This window comes from Candidatus Margulisiibacteriota bacterium (genome assembly GCA_041650635.1).
Lineage (GTDB): Bacteria > Margulisbacteria > WOR-1 > JAKLHX01 > JBAZKV01 > JBAZKV01.
Genome location: JBAZKV010000009.1, coordinates 1 through 14,970 on the forward strand (window position 1 = coordinate 1; position 14,970 = coordinate 14,970).

The following is a 14,970-nucleotide window of genomic DNA, read 5'->3' on the forward strand; positions in this document are numbered from 1 at the left end:
AGACCGAGGGTTCCAGTCAGATAGTGCTTGCCACCATTCAGGGTAAGGCTATCAGGTTCAAAGAAAAGGATGTTAGGCCGATGGGCCGCTCCGCCGCCGGAGTAAGGGGCATGAACCTTTCAAAGGGCGACAGCGTGGTGTCAATGGGGGACATCGAGGAGAACTCAAGCCTTCTTGCCATTACAGAGAACGGGTTCGGGAAAAGATGCCTCGAAAAACACTTCAGGACCCAGAAAAGGGGAGGCAAAGGCATCAAACTGATAAAACTGCGCAAAGAGGATGCAGTTACAAGGCTACTTATTGTTAAGCCCGGGGACGAGATATTGATAATGACAAAGAGCGGGACCTTAAGCCGCCAGAAAACGGATGCAATCTCCTGCCAGGGGAGGGGCGCTAGCGGAGTAAGGGTCCAAAGGCTGGACGAAAAGGATAAGGTGGTTGATGTGGCAAGGGTCATAAAGCAGGAGGATATAGAAGAACAAAAAGCCGAAATTCAGGAAAAAGGCGACAAAACAAAAGAACAAAAACAAAAAGAGAAAAAAAAGGCAGGAAAAAATAAAGGAGCGCAGAAGAAATGAGAAAACTCATTTACTTCCTTTTGCTGATAACGGCGATAATTCTGCTGGGCTTTTGGGCAGCCGACAGAAAAGAAGAGCAGCCGGGGAAGATATCGGTGTTTTTTCCTAAGAACGGGCAGATACTTCCTGTTGAACGGGCGCTTCCCGCAGACAAACTCCCCGAAGAGCAGGCGCTTGAAAGCCTCTTGAAGGGGCCCAGCGCGCAGGAAAAGGCGGAAGGCTTTTTTACGGAGATACCGTCCGGGACCAGGGGGAAAGTAGTGTTAAATGAAGGAGGGGTCATTACAATAGATTTTTCCAAAGAACTGGGCCAGTATGGCGGCGGGACCGCCAGGGTCCAGGCGCTTCTTTCACAGATAGTGTTAACCTTTAGCGACATAAAAGGGATAGACAGCGTCAAGCTTTTGATCTCCGGGAAAGAAGGTCCTGCTCTTGGCAGCGAGGGATTTGTAATTGAAAAACCGCTTTCAAAAAGGGATGTCCAGGGCAATTAGCAGAGCTTTGTACTGGATGCCGGCAGTCCTTTACATGGCGCTAATATTTTATCTGTCCTCGGCGCCGCCTCCCCAGGCGGCAAGACTTGCCCCGCAGCTGCTGGACATAAAGTTCACCCACATAGTAGAGTACTTTGTCCTTGCCAGTCTTATTTACTATGCCATGGCAAATACCGCGGAGATCCCTTTCAAATGGAAGGCCGCTTATACGGTGATGCTGACATATGTCTATGGCCTGACGGACGAGCTTCATCAGGCTTTTGTGCAGGGCAGGGGAGCCTCGCTCATCGATCCTTTTACAAATCTGGCGGCAGCCTGCCTGGCGGTTGGGGCGGTATACTATTTCAAAAAGAGGGCCGAAAGTGAGAAGCCCTAGGCTTTTGAGCCGAGATCGAGCATCTTTCTTATGCAAACAACGGCTTTTTCTGCTGTCCCTGGATCCACCTTTATCTCCCCGTTTTCTTCCTCAAGGCACCAGAGCACCTTTTCAAGCGTTGTCAGCTTCATATTGGGGCAGATAGAGTTCTCGTAGGCGGGGTAGAAACTTAGTCCGGGGTAATTTTTCTTCAACTGATGCAGGATCCCGACTTCCGTTCCGACGATATATTGTAAGGGCAAACGGACGTTTGCCCTTACTGAATCCCCAGGATACTCGATCATCTTTGATGTGCTGGCAACTACATCCGCAAGCGCTCTGACGGCAGGAGTGCATTCGGGATGGCACATTACAAGCGCTTCGGGGTGACTCCTTTTGGCCTCATTTATGTGTTCGGGAAGTATCTTCACATGTATATTGCAAAACCCTGGCCAGAGCACCATCTTTGTCCCCAGTTTTTCCTTTACCCAGCTGCCGAGATACTGGTCCGGGACAAAAAGGACCTCTTCATTCCCCAGCGAACGCACTACTTCGACCGCATTTCCGGAGGTGCAGCAGATATCGGACAGCGCCTTTACTTTTGCGGTCGAATTTATGTAGCAGACTATCTTTGCTTTTGGATGTTTCAGCGCCGCAGCCTTAAGGGCCGCTGCATCTGCCATATTGGCCATAGGACAGCCGGCAAGCGGTTCAGGCATCAGCACTTTTTTTAGCGGGTTAAGAAGCTTGGCGGTCTCTGCCATAAAATGAACCCCGCAAAATACTATGATATCCGCTTTTGTCTTTGATGCTTCAATGCTCAATCCAAGAGAATCGCCCACAAAATCCGCAATGTCCTGTACCTCGGGGAGCTGGTAGTTGTGCGCAAGGATAACCGCATTCTTTTTTTTCTTAAGGTCCAGGATCTTGGATATCATTTTCTTTCCTTTATTATAGCCCCGCCAAGAACAACATTGTTCTTATAGAATACGACCGACTGGCCGGGAGTAATGGCTTTTACCGGAGACTTGAAGACAACCCGGCATTCATTGTTTGGCAGAGGAACCACTTTTGCCTCGGTTTCTTCGCTATTGTATCTGATCTTTGCTTTTACCTGCAGATCGTCTTTTGGAGCGGGGATAGACAGCCATTTTACATTATCAGCGATCAGTTCTTTCCCCATCAGATATTTTTCTTCGCCCACAACTATGGAATTAGAGTCCGGGTCGATATGCAGAACATAGCAGGGTTTTCCGAACTGTACCCCCAGACCCTTTCGCTGTCCGATCGTGTAAAATATGATACCTTTGTGCATCCCAACGCGAACGCCTTCGGTATTGTAAATTGGCCCGGGGGAAATGGCCCCGGGGATATTATCGGACAAAAAGCGTCCGTAGTTATTATCTTCAATAAAGCAAATTTCCTGGCTGTCCTTCTTGTCATGTATGGAAAGGCCGAGCTGTTTTGCGATCTGCCGGGTCTTTGTCTTGGTTGTATCCCCAACAGGGAAGAGCACTCTTGGCAGCGCTTCCTTTCCCATCGAATACAGAAAGTAGGACTGATCCTTTTTCTTGTCAGAGCCTTTTTTCAGCTCAAAGCTTTTTCCGTTCTTTACGATCGAAGCGTAATGCCCTGTTGCCACATGATCCGCGCCCAGTTCGTCAGCTTTGTTGATCAGCAGGTCGAATTTAATTTTTTGATTGCAGATAACACAGGGGTTAGGCGTCCTGCCGCGGCGGTACTCGGATATAAAGTCATCGACAACCTCTTTTTTGAATTCTTCCCTGAAATTCAGGACATAGTGAGGGATCTTCAATGATTTCGCCACTTTTTTCGCGTCTTCAACGGCAGATATCCCGCAGCAACCGCCAAAATTAGGGGCTAGACCCGAGCCCCTCGACTCCGCTCGGGATCTAAGGGGCCAGATCTGCATGGTTATGCCTATAACGTCATAACCCTTCTTTTTTAGCAGAGCAGCCGCTACGGAGGAATCCACCCCGCCGCTCATTGCGGCAAGGACTTTTTTACGCCGGCGGGTGGTCATCATGTGGCTTAAAACCCGGAAGGCCCTTTCCTGTGGTTTTCTTAAGATAATCGTCCACGGCCGACTTGAAAGCTTCTTCGGCAAGTACGGAGCAATGAAGTTTTACCGGAGGAAGGCCGCCAAGGGCGTCTACCACTGCTTTATTTGAAATGTTTAAGGCCTCCTCGATCGACTTTCCCTTTACTAGTTCGGTCATTATAGAGCTTGTAGCGATCGCCGCCCCGCAGCCAAAGGTCTTGAACTTAGCGTCCTGTATGATGTTGTCCTTTACTTTTATATAAAGCTCCATTATATCCCCGCAGACGGGGTTCCCCACATGTCCTATTCCATCAGCACTCTCAATTACTCCGACATTTCTCGGGTTCTTAAAATGGTCCATCACTTTTTCGGAATAATTCGGCATTGCGTTTCTCCTTTCGATTTGTTTCCCAGAGGGCGCGTCGCGACGCGCCCCTACAACAATTACCCCTTGTACAACGGGGACATTTTTCGTAATTTTGCAACAATTTTCGGGAACACATCCAATACATAATCGATATCTTCTGCCGTTGTTAATCTCCCCAATGTGAACCTAATAGACCCATGTGCTATCTCATGCGGACGTCCAATCGCTAAAAGGACGTGTGAGGGCTCAAGCGTAGCCGAAGAACAGGCCGAGCCTGTTGAGGCGGCGATGCCTTCCATGTCAAGATTAAGCAGCATAGATTCGCCCTCGACATATTCAAAACAAAAACTGACATTGTTAGGTAGTCTCTTTTCCGGGTGCCCGTTAAAATAGATATGGTCTATCTTTGAAAGCCCTTTGATCAATTTGTCCCTCAAAGGTATAAGATGAGCAGTCCTTTGCGGCATTTCAGCTACGGCCAGCTCCGCGGCTTTTCCAAAGCCGACTATCCCTGGGACATTCTCTGTTGAACCTCTGCGGTTCTTTTCCTGGCCGCCTCCGTGCATGAACGGGACCATTTTTGTGCCTTTTCTAATGTACAGGGCGCCAACACCTTTTGGCCCGTACAATTTGTGCGCTGACATGGAAAGCAGGTCAACATTCAATTTATTCACATCAATGGGAAGGGCCCCTGCGGTCTGGACAGCGTCGGTGTGAAAATAAATGTTTTTTTCTTTTGCGATCCTTCCGATCTCTTCAATAGGCTGTATAGTTCCTATTTCATTGTTCGCGTGCATGACAGATATCAGAATAGTCTTAGGCGTGATAGCTTTTCTGACATCCTCGCAAGAGACCAGGCCTTCCCCGTCTACGGGAAGGATTGTTACTCCAAAACCTCTTTTCTTTAAGAATTCACAAGGGGCTTCGACGGCATGATGCTCTATAGCTGTGGTTATTATGTGATCGCCTTTACTTTCGTTTGCGAAGGCAACACCCTTTACGGCAAAATTGTCGGATTCTGTACCTCCGGAGGTAAAAACGACCTCGCCGGTATCGGCCTTTATTAATTCAGCAACCCTTTCACGAGCGGCCTCTACGGCCCCCTTGGCTTCCTGGCCGAATGAATGAATGGATGACGGGTTGCCGAATATCTCACTGTAATAAGGCTTCATTGCCGCAACAACATCTGGATGGGCAGGGGTGGTTGCAGCGTAATCAAGATATATTTGTCTCATTTACAGATCCCCCAATTTGACCGAATCAAGCACGGCCTCTATCTTTTTATTGATCTTCTTCCAGACCGGGTAAGACCTGCAGCCGGACATGCGGGAGCAGGGCTTTCCCGATGAGCAAAGTGCCAAATGGACAGGGCCTTCAACACATCTGATAATATCCCCGATAGATATTTTTTTTGGGCTTCTGGCAAAAACATAGCCACCGGACGGGCCCCTCAAGCTCTTCAATATGCCACCTTTGCGCAGGCCCATGAAAATCTGTTCAATATAATTCTTTGATATGCCTTCATTTACGGATATATTCCTTATCTGCACCGGACCGGCCGCCGAATTGTGCAACAGGTATATGAGAGTCCTGACCGCATATTCTCCCTTTGTTGTCAGCTTCATGAATACATGATAGTATACTTGAGCAAATTTGTCAAGTATGATGAGGCCCTCGGCCATAAGGTATAATGGCTTCGTGGAAAACAAAAAAGTCTATCTCTGCATCCTTGACGGCTTTGCCATCGGCAAAGAAGACGATTCAAATGCGATTTACCGCGCCATCAAACTTGGCAAAGCTCCTTTTATAGCGGACCTTTTCAAAAAGCCATATGCAAAACTTGAGTGTTCAGGTCTTGCTGTAGGCCTTCCCGCGGGAACGATGGGGAATTCCGAGGTCAACCATCTTAACATGGGAGCGGGAAGGGTTGTTTATCAGTCAATTGAACGGATCAATGTTGCAATCGAGGACGGAAGCTTTTTCAAGAACGAAGCCCTTCTTAAAGCTGTAGAAAAAGCCAAAAATAATTATTCCGCTATCCATCTTATGGGAATATTGCAGGGTCACGGAGGCACGGTCCACGGAAGCATAAAACATCTTTTTGCGCTCCTTGAGCTGATAAAGAAGAACTCCCTGACAAGATGCTTTATACATTTGTTCACTGACGGCAGGGATACGAACCCAAAGGCCGCCGGCGAGATCTATCTTAAAATGTTTGAGGACAAAATAAACGAACTCGGCCTTGAAAAAATTGTGCAAATAGCAACTGTCATGGGGCGGGAACTTGCAATGGACAGGGATACTGCCTGGGACAAAACGCTTAAAGCTCTGAAAGCGGTAGCGCTTGGGATAGGTGAGCACAAAGCGCAAAACGCAAGACAGGCGATAGAGGAATCGTACAAAAGAGGGGATACGGATGAATTCATAAGACCGACGATAATCGCCAACTATCAGGGAATGAAGCCCGAGGATTCCGTAATATACTTTAATTTTCGCCAGGACCGCACCATTCAGCTGACAACGGCGTTCTGCGAAAAGGACGAAAAATTTTTCAATTACAAAAAGGGGACAAAACCCATTCAACCGGCGCTCTTTAAGGAAATACTGGAGCTGCAAAAGATCATTAACGGCATAACCTTTGTCGCCATGACAGAATATTACCCGGGGCTGCACTGCCTGACAGCTTTTCCGGAAAAAGAGATCCCGGATACAGTGGGGGAGGTCGTATCAAAAGCCGGCTTGAAGCAGCTGCGGCTTGCCGGGCCCGAAAAATTTGCCCATGTTACCGCCTGGTTCTCCGGCAGAAGGGCTGAACCTTTCCCCGGAGAGGACCGGCATCTGGCACAGGACCTGACGCTAAAAGAAAGGACCCAGGAGGGCAAGCATTATGACTGGGTCCCGGAAATGACCTGTTACCTCGAAACGGATTATTCCCTTAAAGCGATAGAAAGCGGCGAGTATTCACTTGTTGTCCATAATTTTCAGAACGGGGATATGGTCGGGCACACAGGAAATCTTGATGCGGCCACAGAAGCAATAGGGCATGTTTCAAAATGCCTCGAAAAGCTTGTTCCCGCATGGACCTCAAAGGGCGGCGTTTTCATAATCACCGCAGATCACGGCAACGCGGACGAAATGGCCTTCCATTCAAAAAAAGAAGACATAGTCAGCACCCAGCATTCTTTGAACAAAGTGCCTTTCTGGGCAGTAGGGCTTGCCGCTGGGCTGAATCTTAAGGATAAAGGCATCATTCCCGACATAGGCCCCACTGTCACAGAACTGATGGGTCTAAAGAAACCGCAGGATATGAAGGCATCTTCTCTTATTTCTAACGGTTAGATATTCCCCGGCCTGAAATTGTGCGGCGGATTTTTCGAAACACCTTTGTAGACTGATATGACAGCAGGAATAATAGATATTGTTGCCCACAACAACAAGCCCCACATGCTCCTTAGCGGGACAGGCTATCGCCCGTTAGGAGAGATCCTCGATGTGAGGAACAAGGTGTTTTACGGTTTGCCGAGAAATGCTCTGCCTTTCGAAACAACGGATTCGAGAGATCTCCTAACGATCTCTGCTGATGCCGGAAGGTTTTACCAGAGGATATCGGGTCCGGATGGCCCCTTTTTGGGCCAGGAGGGAATAACGGCCCATTTTTGGGGGATAGGTTATGCCGGCGCCCACAGGCATTTTTGGGAGCTATTGGCCGCAAAAGATCGGTCCCTTGGAGCCGATCATCTTTCGAGGACATCTATTATAGCGGGAGATTTTTCTCGGGAGGTTCTAAGCACCGACCTTGAAAGGAACCCTTTTGCACTGCAAGTGCTTTTTGATGCGGCAAAGCGGCTGCCTTTTGCATCAGAAAGCGCCGACTATATTAGATTCAACGAACTCTACGACGACCTTCCGGGTTCCGAATTCATTGTCAAAATGGGCCGGCATTATTATATGCTCATGGGCCGCCTATTGCTTGATCCTGAATATCCTATAGAGACGCTGTATGGAACTCCTGTTGGTCCGCATGAGTTCATTATTAAGCGATGGCCGAAAGGTCTCGAAGGCTTAATTGACCTGGACCCGTCCTTTCTTAATGCAATAACTCATCAAGCTGCTCCCGCAAAGATAGGCAGCATCGGCGAACATCCGGCTTTTGAATTCATCCGCGATGCATATAAAGACTGGGAAGAGATCGCGTTCCCCCTGAATTGGGGAGCGAAAATTAATCTTGAAGAAGCGCTTCGCATCTTGAAGCCGGGAGGCTGTATTGACTTCTTTGACTACGGATTCTTCGACCCGCAGTTCATAATCGACTATCGGTCAAGCATAGTGAGAACGATAACGGGACAGCCTACGGTTCTGGTGAATTATCCGTTCCTGTTTTGTGATCTGGACGAAAACTGCTTTGTTGTTACTGCGGAGCCCCAGGCGCACTATCTTAGCAGGAATTACGGCTTAAGGTTCTTGTCTAACGTATTTTTGAAAGAGAACGAGGAAGCCGTAAAGGCCATGCTGCCAAAACTTGATGAGCTTGAAGGTTATCCCCATATAAGCGGCCTGGCGCAGGAGCTCTGCGGCAGCGCCCAGGATACCGGCAGCAGAGAAGAAAAGCTGCATTCACATGTAATAGGCATTCTGAGCTCTCTAGCCAAAGACAGATACTGGCTTTCAAGCCAAGACATTGTATCGGCCCTCTGTGCCGCGGGCTTTTGTCTGCCGGCAGCCCAAAAGGCGGCCCACAACATCGCTTTTGCTTCTTACAGTGTGCCGGATGGAGGGCTTTATCACATTTTTATAGAAAAAAGATAAAGAGCCTTTTATGTTTGAAATCCGGCAAATAAATCACCGATGTATCCCTGTAACAATCTTATCAGAGGAGAAACATAATGCCGTTCCAATCCGGGCTTGATCATGTGCGGCTGGCCAGAGGCTTTTTCCCCAACCCGGACAGTTACAGGGCTGCGCGGCCTTACCTTGAAAGGATGATGAGAGATAGCCACTGGGAAAGGATCAGTGCGGTAGCTCAGGCCAGAGATGCCCTGGCCCGGGGAGAGTTCGGACCCGCTCCCTCAGTGCAAACCATGGGGAACCACTATCACGGTCCGGATTCCTGGAGCATGAAAGGCTTCCGGGTGTTCCCGGCCGCTTCAGCTTTTATATCCAAGCTGAACGGCGAGGTTGTAACAGGAAAGGTCGACCACTATACGATGAATGGCACGAGAGAATTCCAGTATGCCTGCCGGGCTTTTTCTCTCCCATGCACCTGCGGATTCGAGATCAGGGCGTGGATAAGAGAACCCCTGGTGATCAACGGCCAGGACCTTTCGGGTGGGATAATAAATGCTCCCGGATTTCCCGGGATGGTGTACAACGTTTTCCACGGAGAAACAAGAACAGCCGTTCCTTTTCTTATGGAGGCAGCCCACGCAAAACTGGAAAGATATGAGAGGACAACGGAGCTCATAAACAGTGCCTTTGTGCCAAAAGGAGCCGGCCCGCTTAATTTTGAAAGGATAAGAGAAAGCGCGTCTTTGCGTTCCAATGTCCTTGACAAGCATGTGCTTGGGGAAGCCTTTGATGTTCTGTATGATGCGTTCGGTCCCCGGGCCTCTTTTGACGGTAGGATAGACAGGATGCTGAGCTTTGTCGAGGATGTATCGGATAGGCCCATAGACAGGAAAAAGCTGGACAAGCCCAGGAGCATTGCTGATGACCGGGACAGGGAATATGCGGTCTTTTCAACGGTCATTGATATTATGCGCGCCAATCTGCTTTCTTCCGGAGCTTTAGGGTTCATAATGCCCTCAATAGAAGAATGCCCGCCCTTGGAGGCTCTGGCAGGGATAAAGGAGAACAGCCTGCTTACATATGCGATACTGCTTAAATCTGCAGGGGGAGGGGAAGACCCGTATTTTGAGCCTTTTCTGGAAATTCTGTTTGATGAATACGGTTTTGACGCGGCATCCTGGATGCCCAACAGGAACCCCGCTGAAGAGTCGGACATGGTAAGGGTAACGGTGTCTGCCAGAGAAAGGCTGCCGATAAGCGGAATGGATGTGAACAAATACCTCCAAAACTGGGTCGAAGCAGCATCTTCGGACCCGGTCCTTATCAGGAATACTTTTATACTTGTTGGTCACGAAGCCGCAATTAGGAGCGGTCTTCCCGGATTAACTTCCGAAAAATCCGCGGGAATGCCTTTTGGAGAAAGAAGCGAGATATATTATAGGATAGGGATCATGAGTGACCCTGCCACAGGACTCATTAGCCCGGAGAATTACGAAAGAGCCCGTATGCTGGACTGAAAGGCCTAGAATTTCCAGGTCACGCCAAGCATTTGAGTTTTGTTGAATACCCCGCCCAAATAGGCGTAATCGGCTATAAGATTTCCAAGGCCGATAGATGCCCCCGCCGTCTTATTGCCGTCAAAAAGGCCGGCTCTTAAGGCAAGACCCCTAACCGGTCGGAACTCGGCACCATAGTGAAGCGTCTGCTTTTCCCCGGCCGCAGCGCTTTGCGAAAAGATGTTCTGAACATCAGCAGCCAGTGTCAATTCCTCTATAGGATCTATAGCTATCCCCCCATTGACCAACATGGGATATCTGGTTCGTACCCCGTTCTGCCAGTTGATGTCCGTAGTAAGGATCTCTTTTACCGCAAGGCCCACCGCTACATTGGGAAGAGGTTTTGCAATCGCTCCAAGATCAATGCCGGCGCCAAACCCTTTCACTCCTGTGCTCAGCACCTTAAGATCATAAAGATTGACGCTTCCTCCTACCGCGACCCTTTCTTCCCAGGCAGAAGCCAGGGACAGCATATACCAGTTGCGCTGTTCGTCCAGTGGGAAATTGGTGTCGTTTAGCCAGGTTATGCCTCCGGCAAACTGGGCCTTGTTCCTCGGAGAATAGTCTGAATATCCCCATCTGTTGTCCCAGTAGGTGGTCCGTTGCGGAGCAAAGTTAAAAGTAAGGTTTTGTATCGGGCCGAACAGGCTGGTCTTTTTCTGCGCTCCAGGTTTGGGAACGGCCGTTTTAATAGGATTTCTTGAGTGGTCGGTACTGTCCCCGCCGGCTTTTACCTGTGAGGCCATGGAATCCTGGCGGCTTGTCTTGGGCACATCCCTTCCCCAGTTCTTTTTTAGGATGCCCTGGTCTCCCAGATACTGCGCTGTATCAATGGCCATAGCCGACAAAAACCCCACTCCGAAGATCCAATCAAAAGGAGAGTTCATTTCGGCTTCGTAGCAGAACTTGGCAGCGGCCATGTTATCGCCCATTATCTGGTTGCGGTTGGTTAGGCGGGTGGAGCCGGTCACATCGACCCCCGGATTAAGAGCAAAGCCCGCAGGGTTCCAGTAAGCCGCGTTGGCGTCATCGGCTATTGCGGTAAAAGCCCCTCCCATTCCCATAGGCCTGGTCCCGTAATAAGCAAAAGAAGATGCGGACAGTGCCAGCATGAGCCCCAGACATAAAAGAACGGCTTTTAACCTCATTTTTGGCTCTCCTCTCCTGATATAATAAAATATATGACAAGAATAATCAATATAGCAATAATTGCGCATGTTGACCATGGGAAAACCACCCTTACCGATCACATCCTTCGCCAGGGCGGAGCTTTTTCCGAAAGGGAAGAAGTTCCGGAGTTGGTCATGGACAGCAATGACCTTGAGAGGGAAAGAGGCATAACCATCTTTTCCAAGAACTGCTCTATCAGATACAAAGACCACAAGATAAACATTGTGGACACACCGGGACATGCTGACTTTGGCTCCGAGGTCGAACGAGTACTTAAAATGGTGGACAGCGTGCTTTTGCTGGTAGATGCAAAAGAAGGCCCGATGCCACAGACCAAATTCGTCCTTTCAAAATCGCTTAAGCTCGGATTAAAGCCGATAGTTGTCATAAACAAGATAGACAAAAAAGGTCAGAGGGCAAATAAGGTCATGGACATGATCTTTGATCTGTTCGTCAAGCTCGACGCAACTGATGAGCAGCTCGATTTTCCGGTGGTGTATACGATCTCGAAGCTGGGCGTGGCCAAGTATGGTCTGGAAGATGACAATAAAGACCTTACGCCCCTGTTCGAGACCATTCTAAAGCACATAAAACCTTATCCGGACAAAAGCCAAAGCCCCCTCCAGCTCCAGGTGGCCAATCTTTCCTATAACGAGTACCTTGGCAGGGTCGCCATAGGCAGGATAAGCAGCGGCAAACTTGAAAAAGCCGCGAACATAGCCGTCAGCAGAAGGAACGGCTCTCTTGAGAATGCGAAAATAACCAAGATCTCCGTCTTTGAGGGATTGCACGAAGTTGAGGTGGAAAGCGCGGAATGCGGGGATATTGTTGCGGTTGCCGGTATCCCGGAAATAACCATTGGGGAAACCATCTGCAATATCGAGGACCCAAGGCCTCTTCCTCTGCTGCAAATAGACGAGCCCACCCTTACCATGGAGTTTTTGGTCAATGATTCTCCCTTTTCGGGAAAAGAAGGCAAATATGTCACGACCAGACACCTAAAGGAAAGGCTGGAGAGGGAGCTTCAGACAAATGTCGGACTTAAGGTAGAAGATATCGGAGGAGCCGACGGCTTTAAGGTGTCCGGAAGGGGAGAGCTGCACCTTTCCATCCTTCTGGAGCAGATGAGGAGAGAAGGCTATGAGATAGCGGTTTCCCAGCCGGAAGTCATCTTTAAGACTGTTCACGGCGAAAAAATGGAGCCTATAGAGCAGGCGGTCATAAGCGTTCCCGAAGAATTTGCGGGGGTTGTAATAGAAAAGCTCGGGAAGAGAAAAGGCGAAATGCAGGACATGAACGTCAGGAATTCGGTGACGACCATGACCTATCTTGTCCCAACAAGGGGACTGCTGGGGTTCAGGGCCGAATTTATTATGGATACAAAAGGAGAGGGGATACTGAACCACGCCTTTTTTCGGTACGAACGATTTAAGGGAGAGATATCCCGCAGGCAGAATGGGGTCCTGATATCCGGAGAGAACGGGCGTTCCGTTGCCTATGCCCTGGACAACCTGCAGGACAGAGGAAGGCTTTTTATCGGAGCCGGGGTAAATGTATACGAAGGAATGATAATCGGGGAGAACTCGAGGTCTCAGGACATGTCGGTAAATCCCTGCAAAGAAAAGAAACTGACCAATATGAGAGCGGCGGGTTCCGACGATCTTGTAAAACTGACCCCTCCGATCAAACTGACGCTGGAGCAGGCGCTGGAATTTATCAACAATGATGAGCTGGTGGAGATAACCCCGGCAAGCATCAGGCTTAGGAAAAAACTTCTGAAAGAGAACGAAAGAAAAAGAGGCAAGAAGGATTAAGCTTTGGCAAGCCTCTTTTTGAGCCCCTCGTGTTCTCTCCACAATTCTTTAGGCAGGCCTCTTCCAAACGATCTGAGGAATTCCTTCTGGCTTTCCAACTCGACAGCCCATTCGCTCTTGTCTATGGAAAGAAGCTTTTTCATCTTTTCCAGCGAAATATCCAGTCCGGTAAGGTCAATATCTTCTGGGTCCGGGAGATAACCTATAGGAGATTCCACTGCTTTTACTTTTTGTCTGCACCTGTCGATTATCCACTCAAGCACCCGCAGATTTTCGCCGAAACCGGGCCACATAAAATCGCCGTTCTCATCCTGTCTGAACCAGTTCACATGGAAGATCTTGGGGCTGGATACCATTTTCTTTCCCATTTTCAGCCAGTGGGAAAAATATTTGTCCATGTTGTATCCGCAAAACGGAAGCATAGCCATGGGGTCGCGCCTTACCTCCCCCTGCTTGCCGTACTGTGCCGCTGTGCGCTCTGATGCCATGGTCGCCCCAACATAAACACCGTGCTGCCAGTGAAAGGCCTCATACACAAGCGGCGCTACCCGGGCCCTTCTTCCCCCGAACACTATGGCAGAGATCGGGACCCCGTGATGCTGCTCAAGCCGGTTGGTTATGGACGGACACTGGCTTGCCGGCACCGTGAATCTTGCGTTAGGATGAGCCCCGAACACTTTCTTTCCGTTCCCGTCCGTCATCCCGGGTTTCCAGGTCTTTCCTTCCCAGTTGATGCCTTCGTCGGGCACCGGAGGGTCCCCGTCCTCCCACCAGACCGTGAGATCCGGCTTAAGAAGAACATTTGTGAAAATAGTATTCTTCCTTATAGTTGCCATCGCATTGGGATTTGTTTTTGTGTTGGTTCCCGGGGCAACCCCAAAAAATCCGGCTTCCGGGTTCACTGCCCAGAGAGTGCCGTCGGAATCAATTCTCATCCAGGCTATATCATCTCCCACGGTCCAGATCCTGTACCCTTTGCAGCGCAGTCCCTCGGGAGGAACAAGCATGGCCAGATTGGTCTTTCCGCAGGCGCTGGGGAAAGCGGCGGCAATATAGGTAATATAACCGTCCGGAGATTCTACTCCCATTATCAGCATATGCTCGGCCATCCAGCCTTCTTTTTGGGCAAGATAGCTGCCGATCCTAAGAGAGAGACATTTTTTGCCCAGCAAAACATTGCCGCCATAACCTGAGCCAACGCTCCAGATGGTATTGTCCTGTGGAAAGTGAAGTATCAGCCTGCGGTCGATATTCAGATCGGCCTTGCTGTGAAGACACTTAGTAAAACTCCCTCTGGCGCCGAGTTTCTCGAGCACCTTCTTGCCTATTCTTGTCATTATCCTCATGTTAAGGACAACATAGATACTGTCTGTTATCTCCACCCCTATCTTGGAAAACTCCGAACCGACCGGACCCATGCTGAAAGGTATCACATACATGGTACGGCCTTTCATTGAGCCTTTGAATATTTCGGAAGCTTTTTTATAGGCCTTTTTAGGCGCCATCCAGTTATTGTTGGGGCCGGCCTCGCCTCTGGTTTTTGTGCAGATATAAGTAAGATGTTCTGTCCTGGCCACATCGTTAACTGCCGTCCTGTGATAGACGCAGCCCGGAAGCTTTTCCTGGTCAAGCATAAGCAGTTCCCCGGTCTTAAAAGCCTCGGCTTCGAGCCGGGCTTTTTCTTCTTCGCCGCCGTCAATCCAGACTATCTTGTCCGGAGAGCACATGGCAGCCATCTGTTTTATCCAGGCCTGGAGTTTTTTGTGCTTCATATGATAACGGGCGCACT

14 protein-coding genes are annotated in these 14,970 nt (G+C 49.3%); 7 read left to right on the forward strand and 7 right to left on the reverse strand.

All coding sequences use genetic code 11. From position 1 onward, the window contains the following. The 3 genes from WC490_03575 to WC490_03585 all read left to right on the forward strand — a co-directional run. Window positions 1-578, forward strand: a 578-nt coding sequence (locus tag WC490_03575) for a DNA gyrase C-terminal beta-propeller domain-containing protein (GenBank protein ID MFA5097689.1), incomplete at its 5' end; no start/stop codon positions are given. Next, window positions 575-1,072: a GerMN domain-containing protein gene (locus WC490_03580; GenBank protein MFA5097690.1), complete on the forward strand. Its 498-nt coding sequence runs from the start codon at window positions 575-577 to the stop codon at window positions 1,070-1,072. The genes WC490_03575 and WC490_03580, both read left to right, overlap by 4 nt. Window positions 1,073-1,106: 34 nt before the next feature. Further along, a complete protein-coding gene (locus tag WC490_03585) occupies window positions 1,107-1,448 on the forward strand; it encodes a VanZ family protein (GenBank protein MFA5097691.1) in 342 nt (113 codons plus the stop codon). Here the strand turns inward: WC490_03585 and nadA are convergent. Genes nadA through WC490_03610 form a run of 5 tightly spaced genes read right to left on the reverse strand, consistent with a single transcriptional unit; the run spans window position 1,445 to window position 5,481 of the window. Next, window positions 1,445-2,365 (reverse strand): quinolinate synthase NadA, encoded by a 921-nt coding sequence (gene nadA / locus WC490_03590; GenBank protein MFA5097692.1) that lies wholly within the window; start codon window positions 2,363-2,365, stop codon window positions 1,445-1,447. The genes WC490_03585 and nadA overlap by 4 nt on opposite strands. Further along, a complete protein-coding gene (gene mnmA, locus WC490_03595; GenBank protein MFA5097693.1) occupies window positions 2,362-3,471 on the reverse strand; it encodes a tRNA 2-thiouridine(34) synthase MnmA in 1,110 nt (369 codons plus the stop codon). The genes nadA and mnmA overlap by 4 nt, the downstream gene beginning before the upstream one ends. Then, the gene (gene nifU, locus WC490_03600; protein ID MFA5097694.1) at window positions 3,452-3,874 is read right to left on the reverse strand and encodes a Fe-S cluster assembly scaffold protein NifU; all 423 of its coding nucleotides are present in this window, start codon (window positions 3,872-3,874) and stop codon (window positions 3,452-3,454) included. The genes mnmA and nifU overlap by 20 nt, the downstream gene beginning before the upstream one ends. A 59-nt stretch (window positions 3,875-3,933) precedes the next feature. Then, on the reverse strand, window positions 3,934-5,091 hold the full coding sequence (nifS, locus tag WC490_03605) for a cysteine desulfurase NifS (GenBank protein MFA5097695.1): 1,158 nt from the start codon (window positions 5,089-5,091) through the stop codon (window positions 3,934-3,936). Further along, the gene (locus WC490_03610; protein ID MFA5097696.1) at window positions 5,092-5,481 is read right to left on the reverse strand and encodes an Rrf2 family transcriptional regulator; all 390 of its coding nucleotides are present in this window, start codon (window positions 5,479-5,481) and stop codon (window positions 5,092-5,094) included. It lies immediately after the preceding gene. A gap of 73 nt (window positions 5,482-5,554) precedes the next feature. On the opposite strand from WC490_03610, the gene gpmI reads away from it, so the two are divergent. From gpmI to WC490_03625, 3 genes are all read left to right on the forward strand, one after another. After that, the gene (gene gpmI / locus WC490_03615) at window positions 5,555-7,195 is read left to right on the forward strand and encodes a 2,3-bisphosphoglycerate-independent phosphoglycerate mutase (protein ID MFA5097697.1); all 1,641 of its coding nucleotides are present in this window, start codon (window positions 5,555-5,557) and stop codon (window positions 7,193-7,195) included. Between the two features lie 57 nt (window positions 7,196-7,252). Continuing rightward, window positions 7,253-8,662, forward strand: a complete 1,410-nt coding sequence (locus WC490_03620) for a hypothetical protein (protein MFA5097698.1) — start codon at window positions 7,253-7,255, stop codon at window positions 8,660-8,662. A 77-nt stretch (window positions 8,663-8,739) separates the two neighbouring features. Further along, entirely contained in the window at window positions 8,740-10,158 is a 1,419-nt protein-coding gene (locus tag WC490_03625; protein MFA5097699.1) for a hypothetical protein, read from the forward strand. A gap of 5 nt (window positions 10,159-10,163) precedes the next feature. On the opposite strand, the gene WC490_03630 is transcribed toward WC490_03625, so the two are convergent. Continuing rightward, window positions 10,164-11,345, reverse strand: a complete 1,182-nt coding sequence (locus WC490_03630; protein MFA5097700.1) for a hypothetical protein — start codon at window positions 11,343-11,345, stop codon at window positions 10,164-10,166. Window positions 11,346-11,378: 33 nt separating this feature from the next. Between WC490_03630 and typA the strand changes: the two genes are divergently transcribed. Further along, window positions 11,379-13,181 (forward strand): translational GTPase TypA, encoded by a 1,803-nt coding sequence (gene typA, locus WC490_03635; protein ID MFA5097701.1) that lies wholly within the window; start codon window positions 11,379-11,381, stop codon window positions 13,179-13,181. Here typA and WC490_03640 read toward each other — a convergent pair. After that, window positions 13,178-14,953 (reverse strand): phosphoenolpyruvate carboxykinase (GTP), encoded by a 1,776-nt coding sequence (locus WC490_03640; protein MFA5097702.1) that lies wholly within the window; start codon window positions 14,951-14,953, stop codon window positions 13,178-13,180. The two genes, typA and WC490_03640, sit on opposite strands and share 4 nt — an antisense overlap. Between the last annotated feature and the right edge of the window lie 17 nt (window positions 14,954-14,970).

Bases quoted from the DNA above. Each gene is read 5' to 3' on its own strand.
- WC490_03580 (MFA5097690.1), top strand. From the start codon at position 575: ATGAGAAAACTCATTTACTTCCTTTTGCTGATAACGGCGATAATTCTG.
- WC490_03585 (MFA5097691.1), top strand. From the start codon at position 1,107: ATGGCGCTAATATTTTATCTGTCCTCGGCGCCGCCTCCCCAGGCGGCA.
- nadA (MFA5097692.1), bottom strand. From the start codon at position 2,365: ATGATATCCAAGATCCTGGACCTTAAGAAAAAAAAGAATGCGGTTATC.
- mnmA (MFA5097693.1), bottom strand. From the start codon at position 3,471: ATGACCACCCGCCGGCGTAAAAAAGTCCTTGCCGCAATGAGCGGCGGG.
- nifU (MFA5097694.1), bottom strand. From the start codon at position 3,874: ATGCCGAATTATTCCGAAAAAGTGATGGACCATTTTAAGAACCCGAGA.
- nifS (MFA5097695.1), bottom strand. From the start codon at position 5,091: ATGAGACAAATATATCTTGATTACGCTGCAACCACCCCTGCCCATCCA.
- WC490_03610 (MFA5097696.1), bottom strand. From the start codon at position 5,481: ATGAAGCTGACAACAAAGGGAGAATATGCGGTCAGGACTCTCATATAC.
- WC490_03620 (MFA5097698.1), top strand. From the start codon at position 7,253: ATGACAGCAGGAATAATAGATATTGTTGCCCACAACAACAAGCCCCAC.
- WC490_03625 (MFA5097699.1), top strand. From the start codon at position 8,740: ATGCCGTTCCAATCCGGGCTTGATCATGTGCGGCTGGCCAGAGGCTTT.
- WC490_03630 (MFA5097700.1), bottom strand. From the start codon at position 11,345: ATGAGGTTAAAAGCCGTTCTTTTATGTCTGGGGCTCATGCTGGCACTG.
- typA (MFA5097701.1), top strand. From the start codon at position 11,379: ATGACAAGAATAATCAATATAGCAATAATTGCGCATGTTGACCATGGG.
- WC490_03640 (MFA5097702.1), bottom strand. From the start codon at position 14,953: ATGAAGCACAAAAAACTCCAGGCCTGGATAAAACAGATGGCTGCCATG.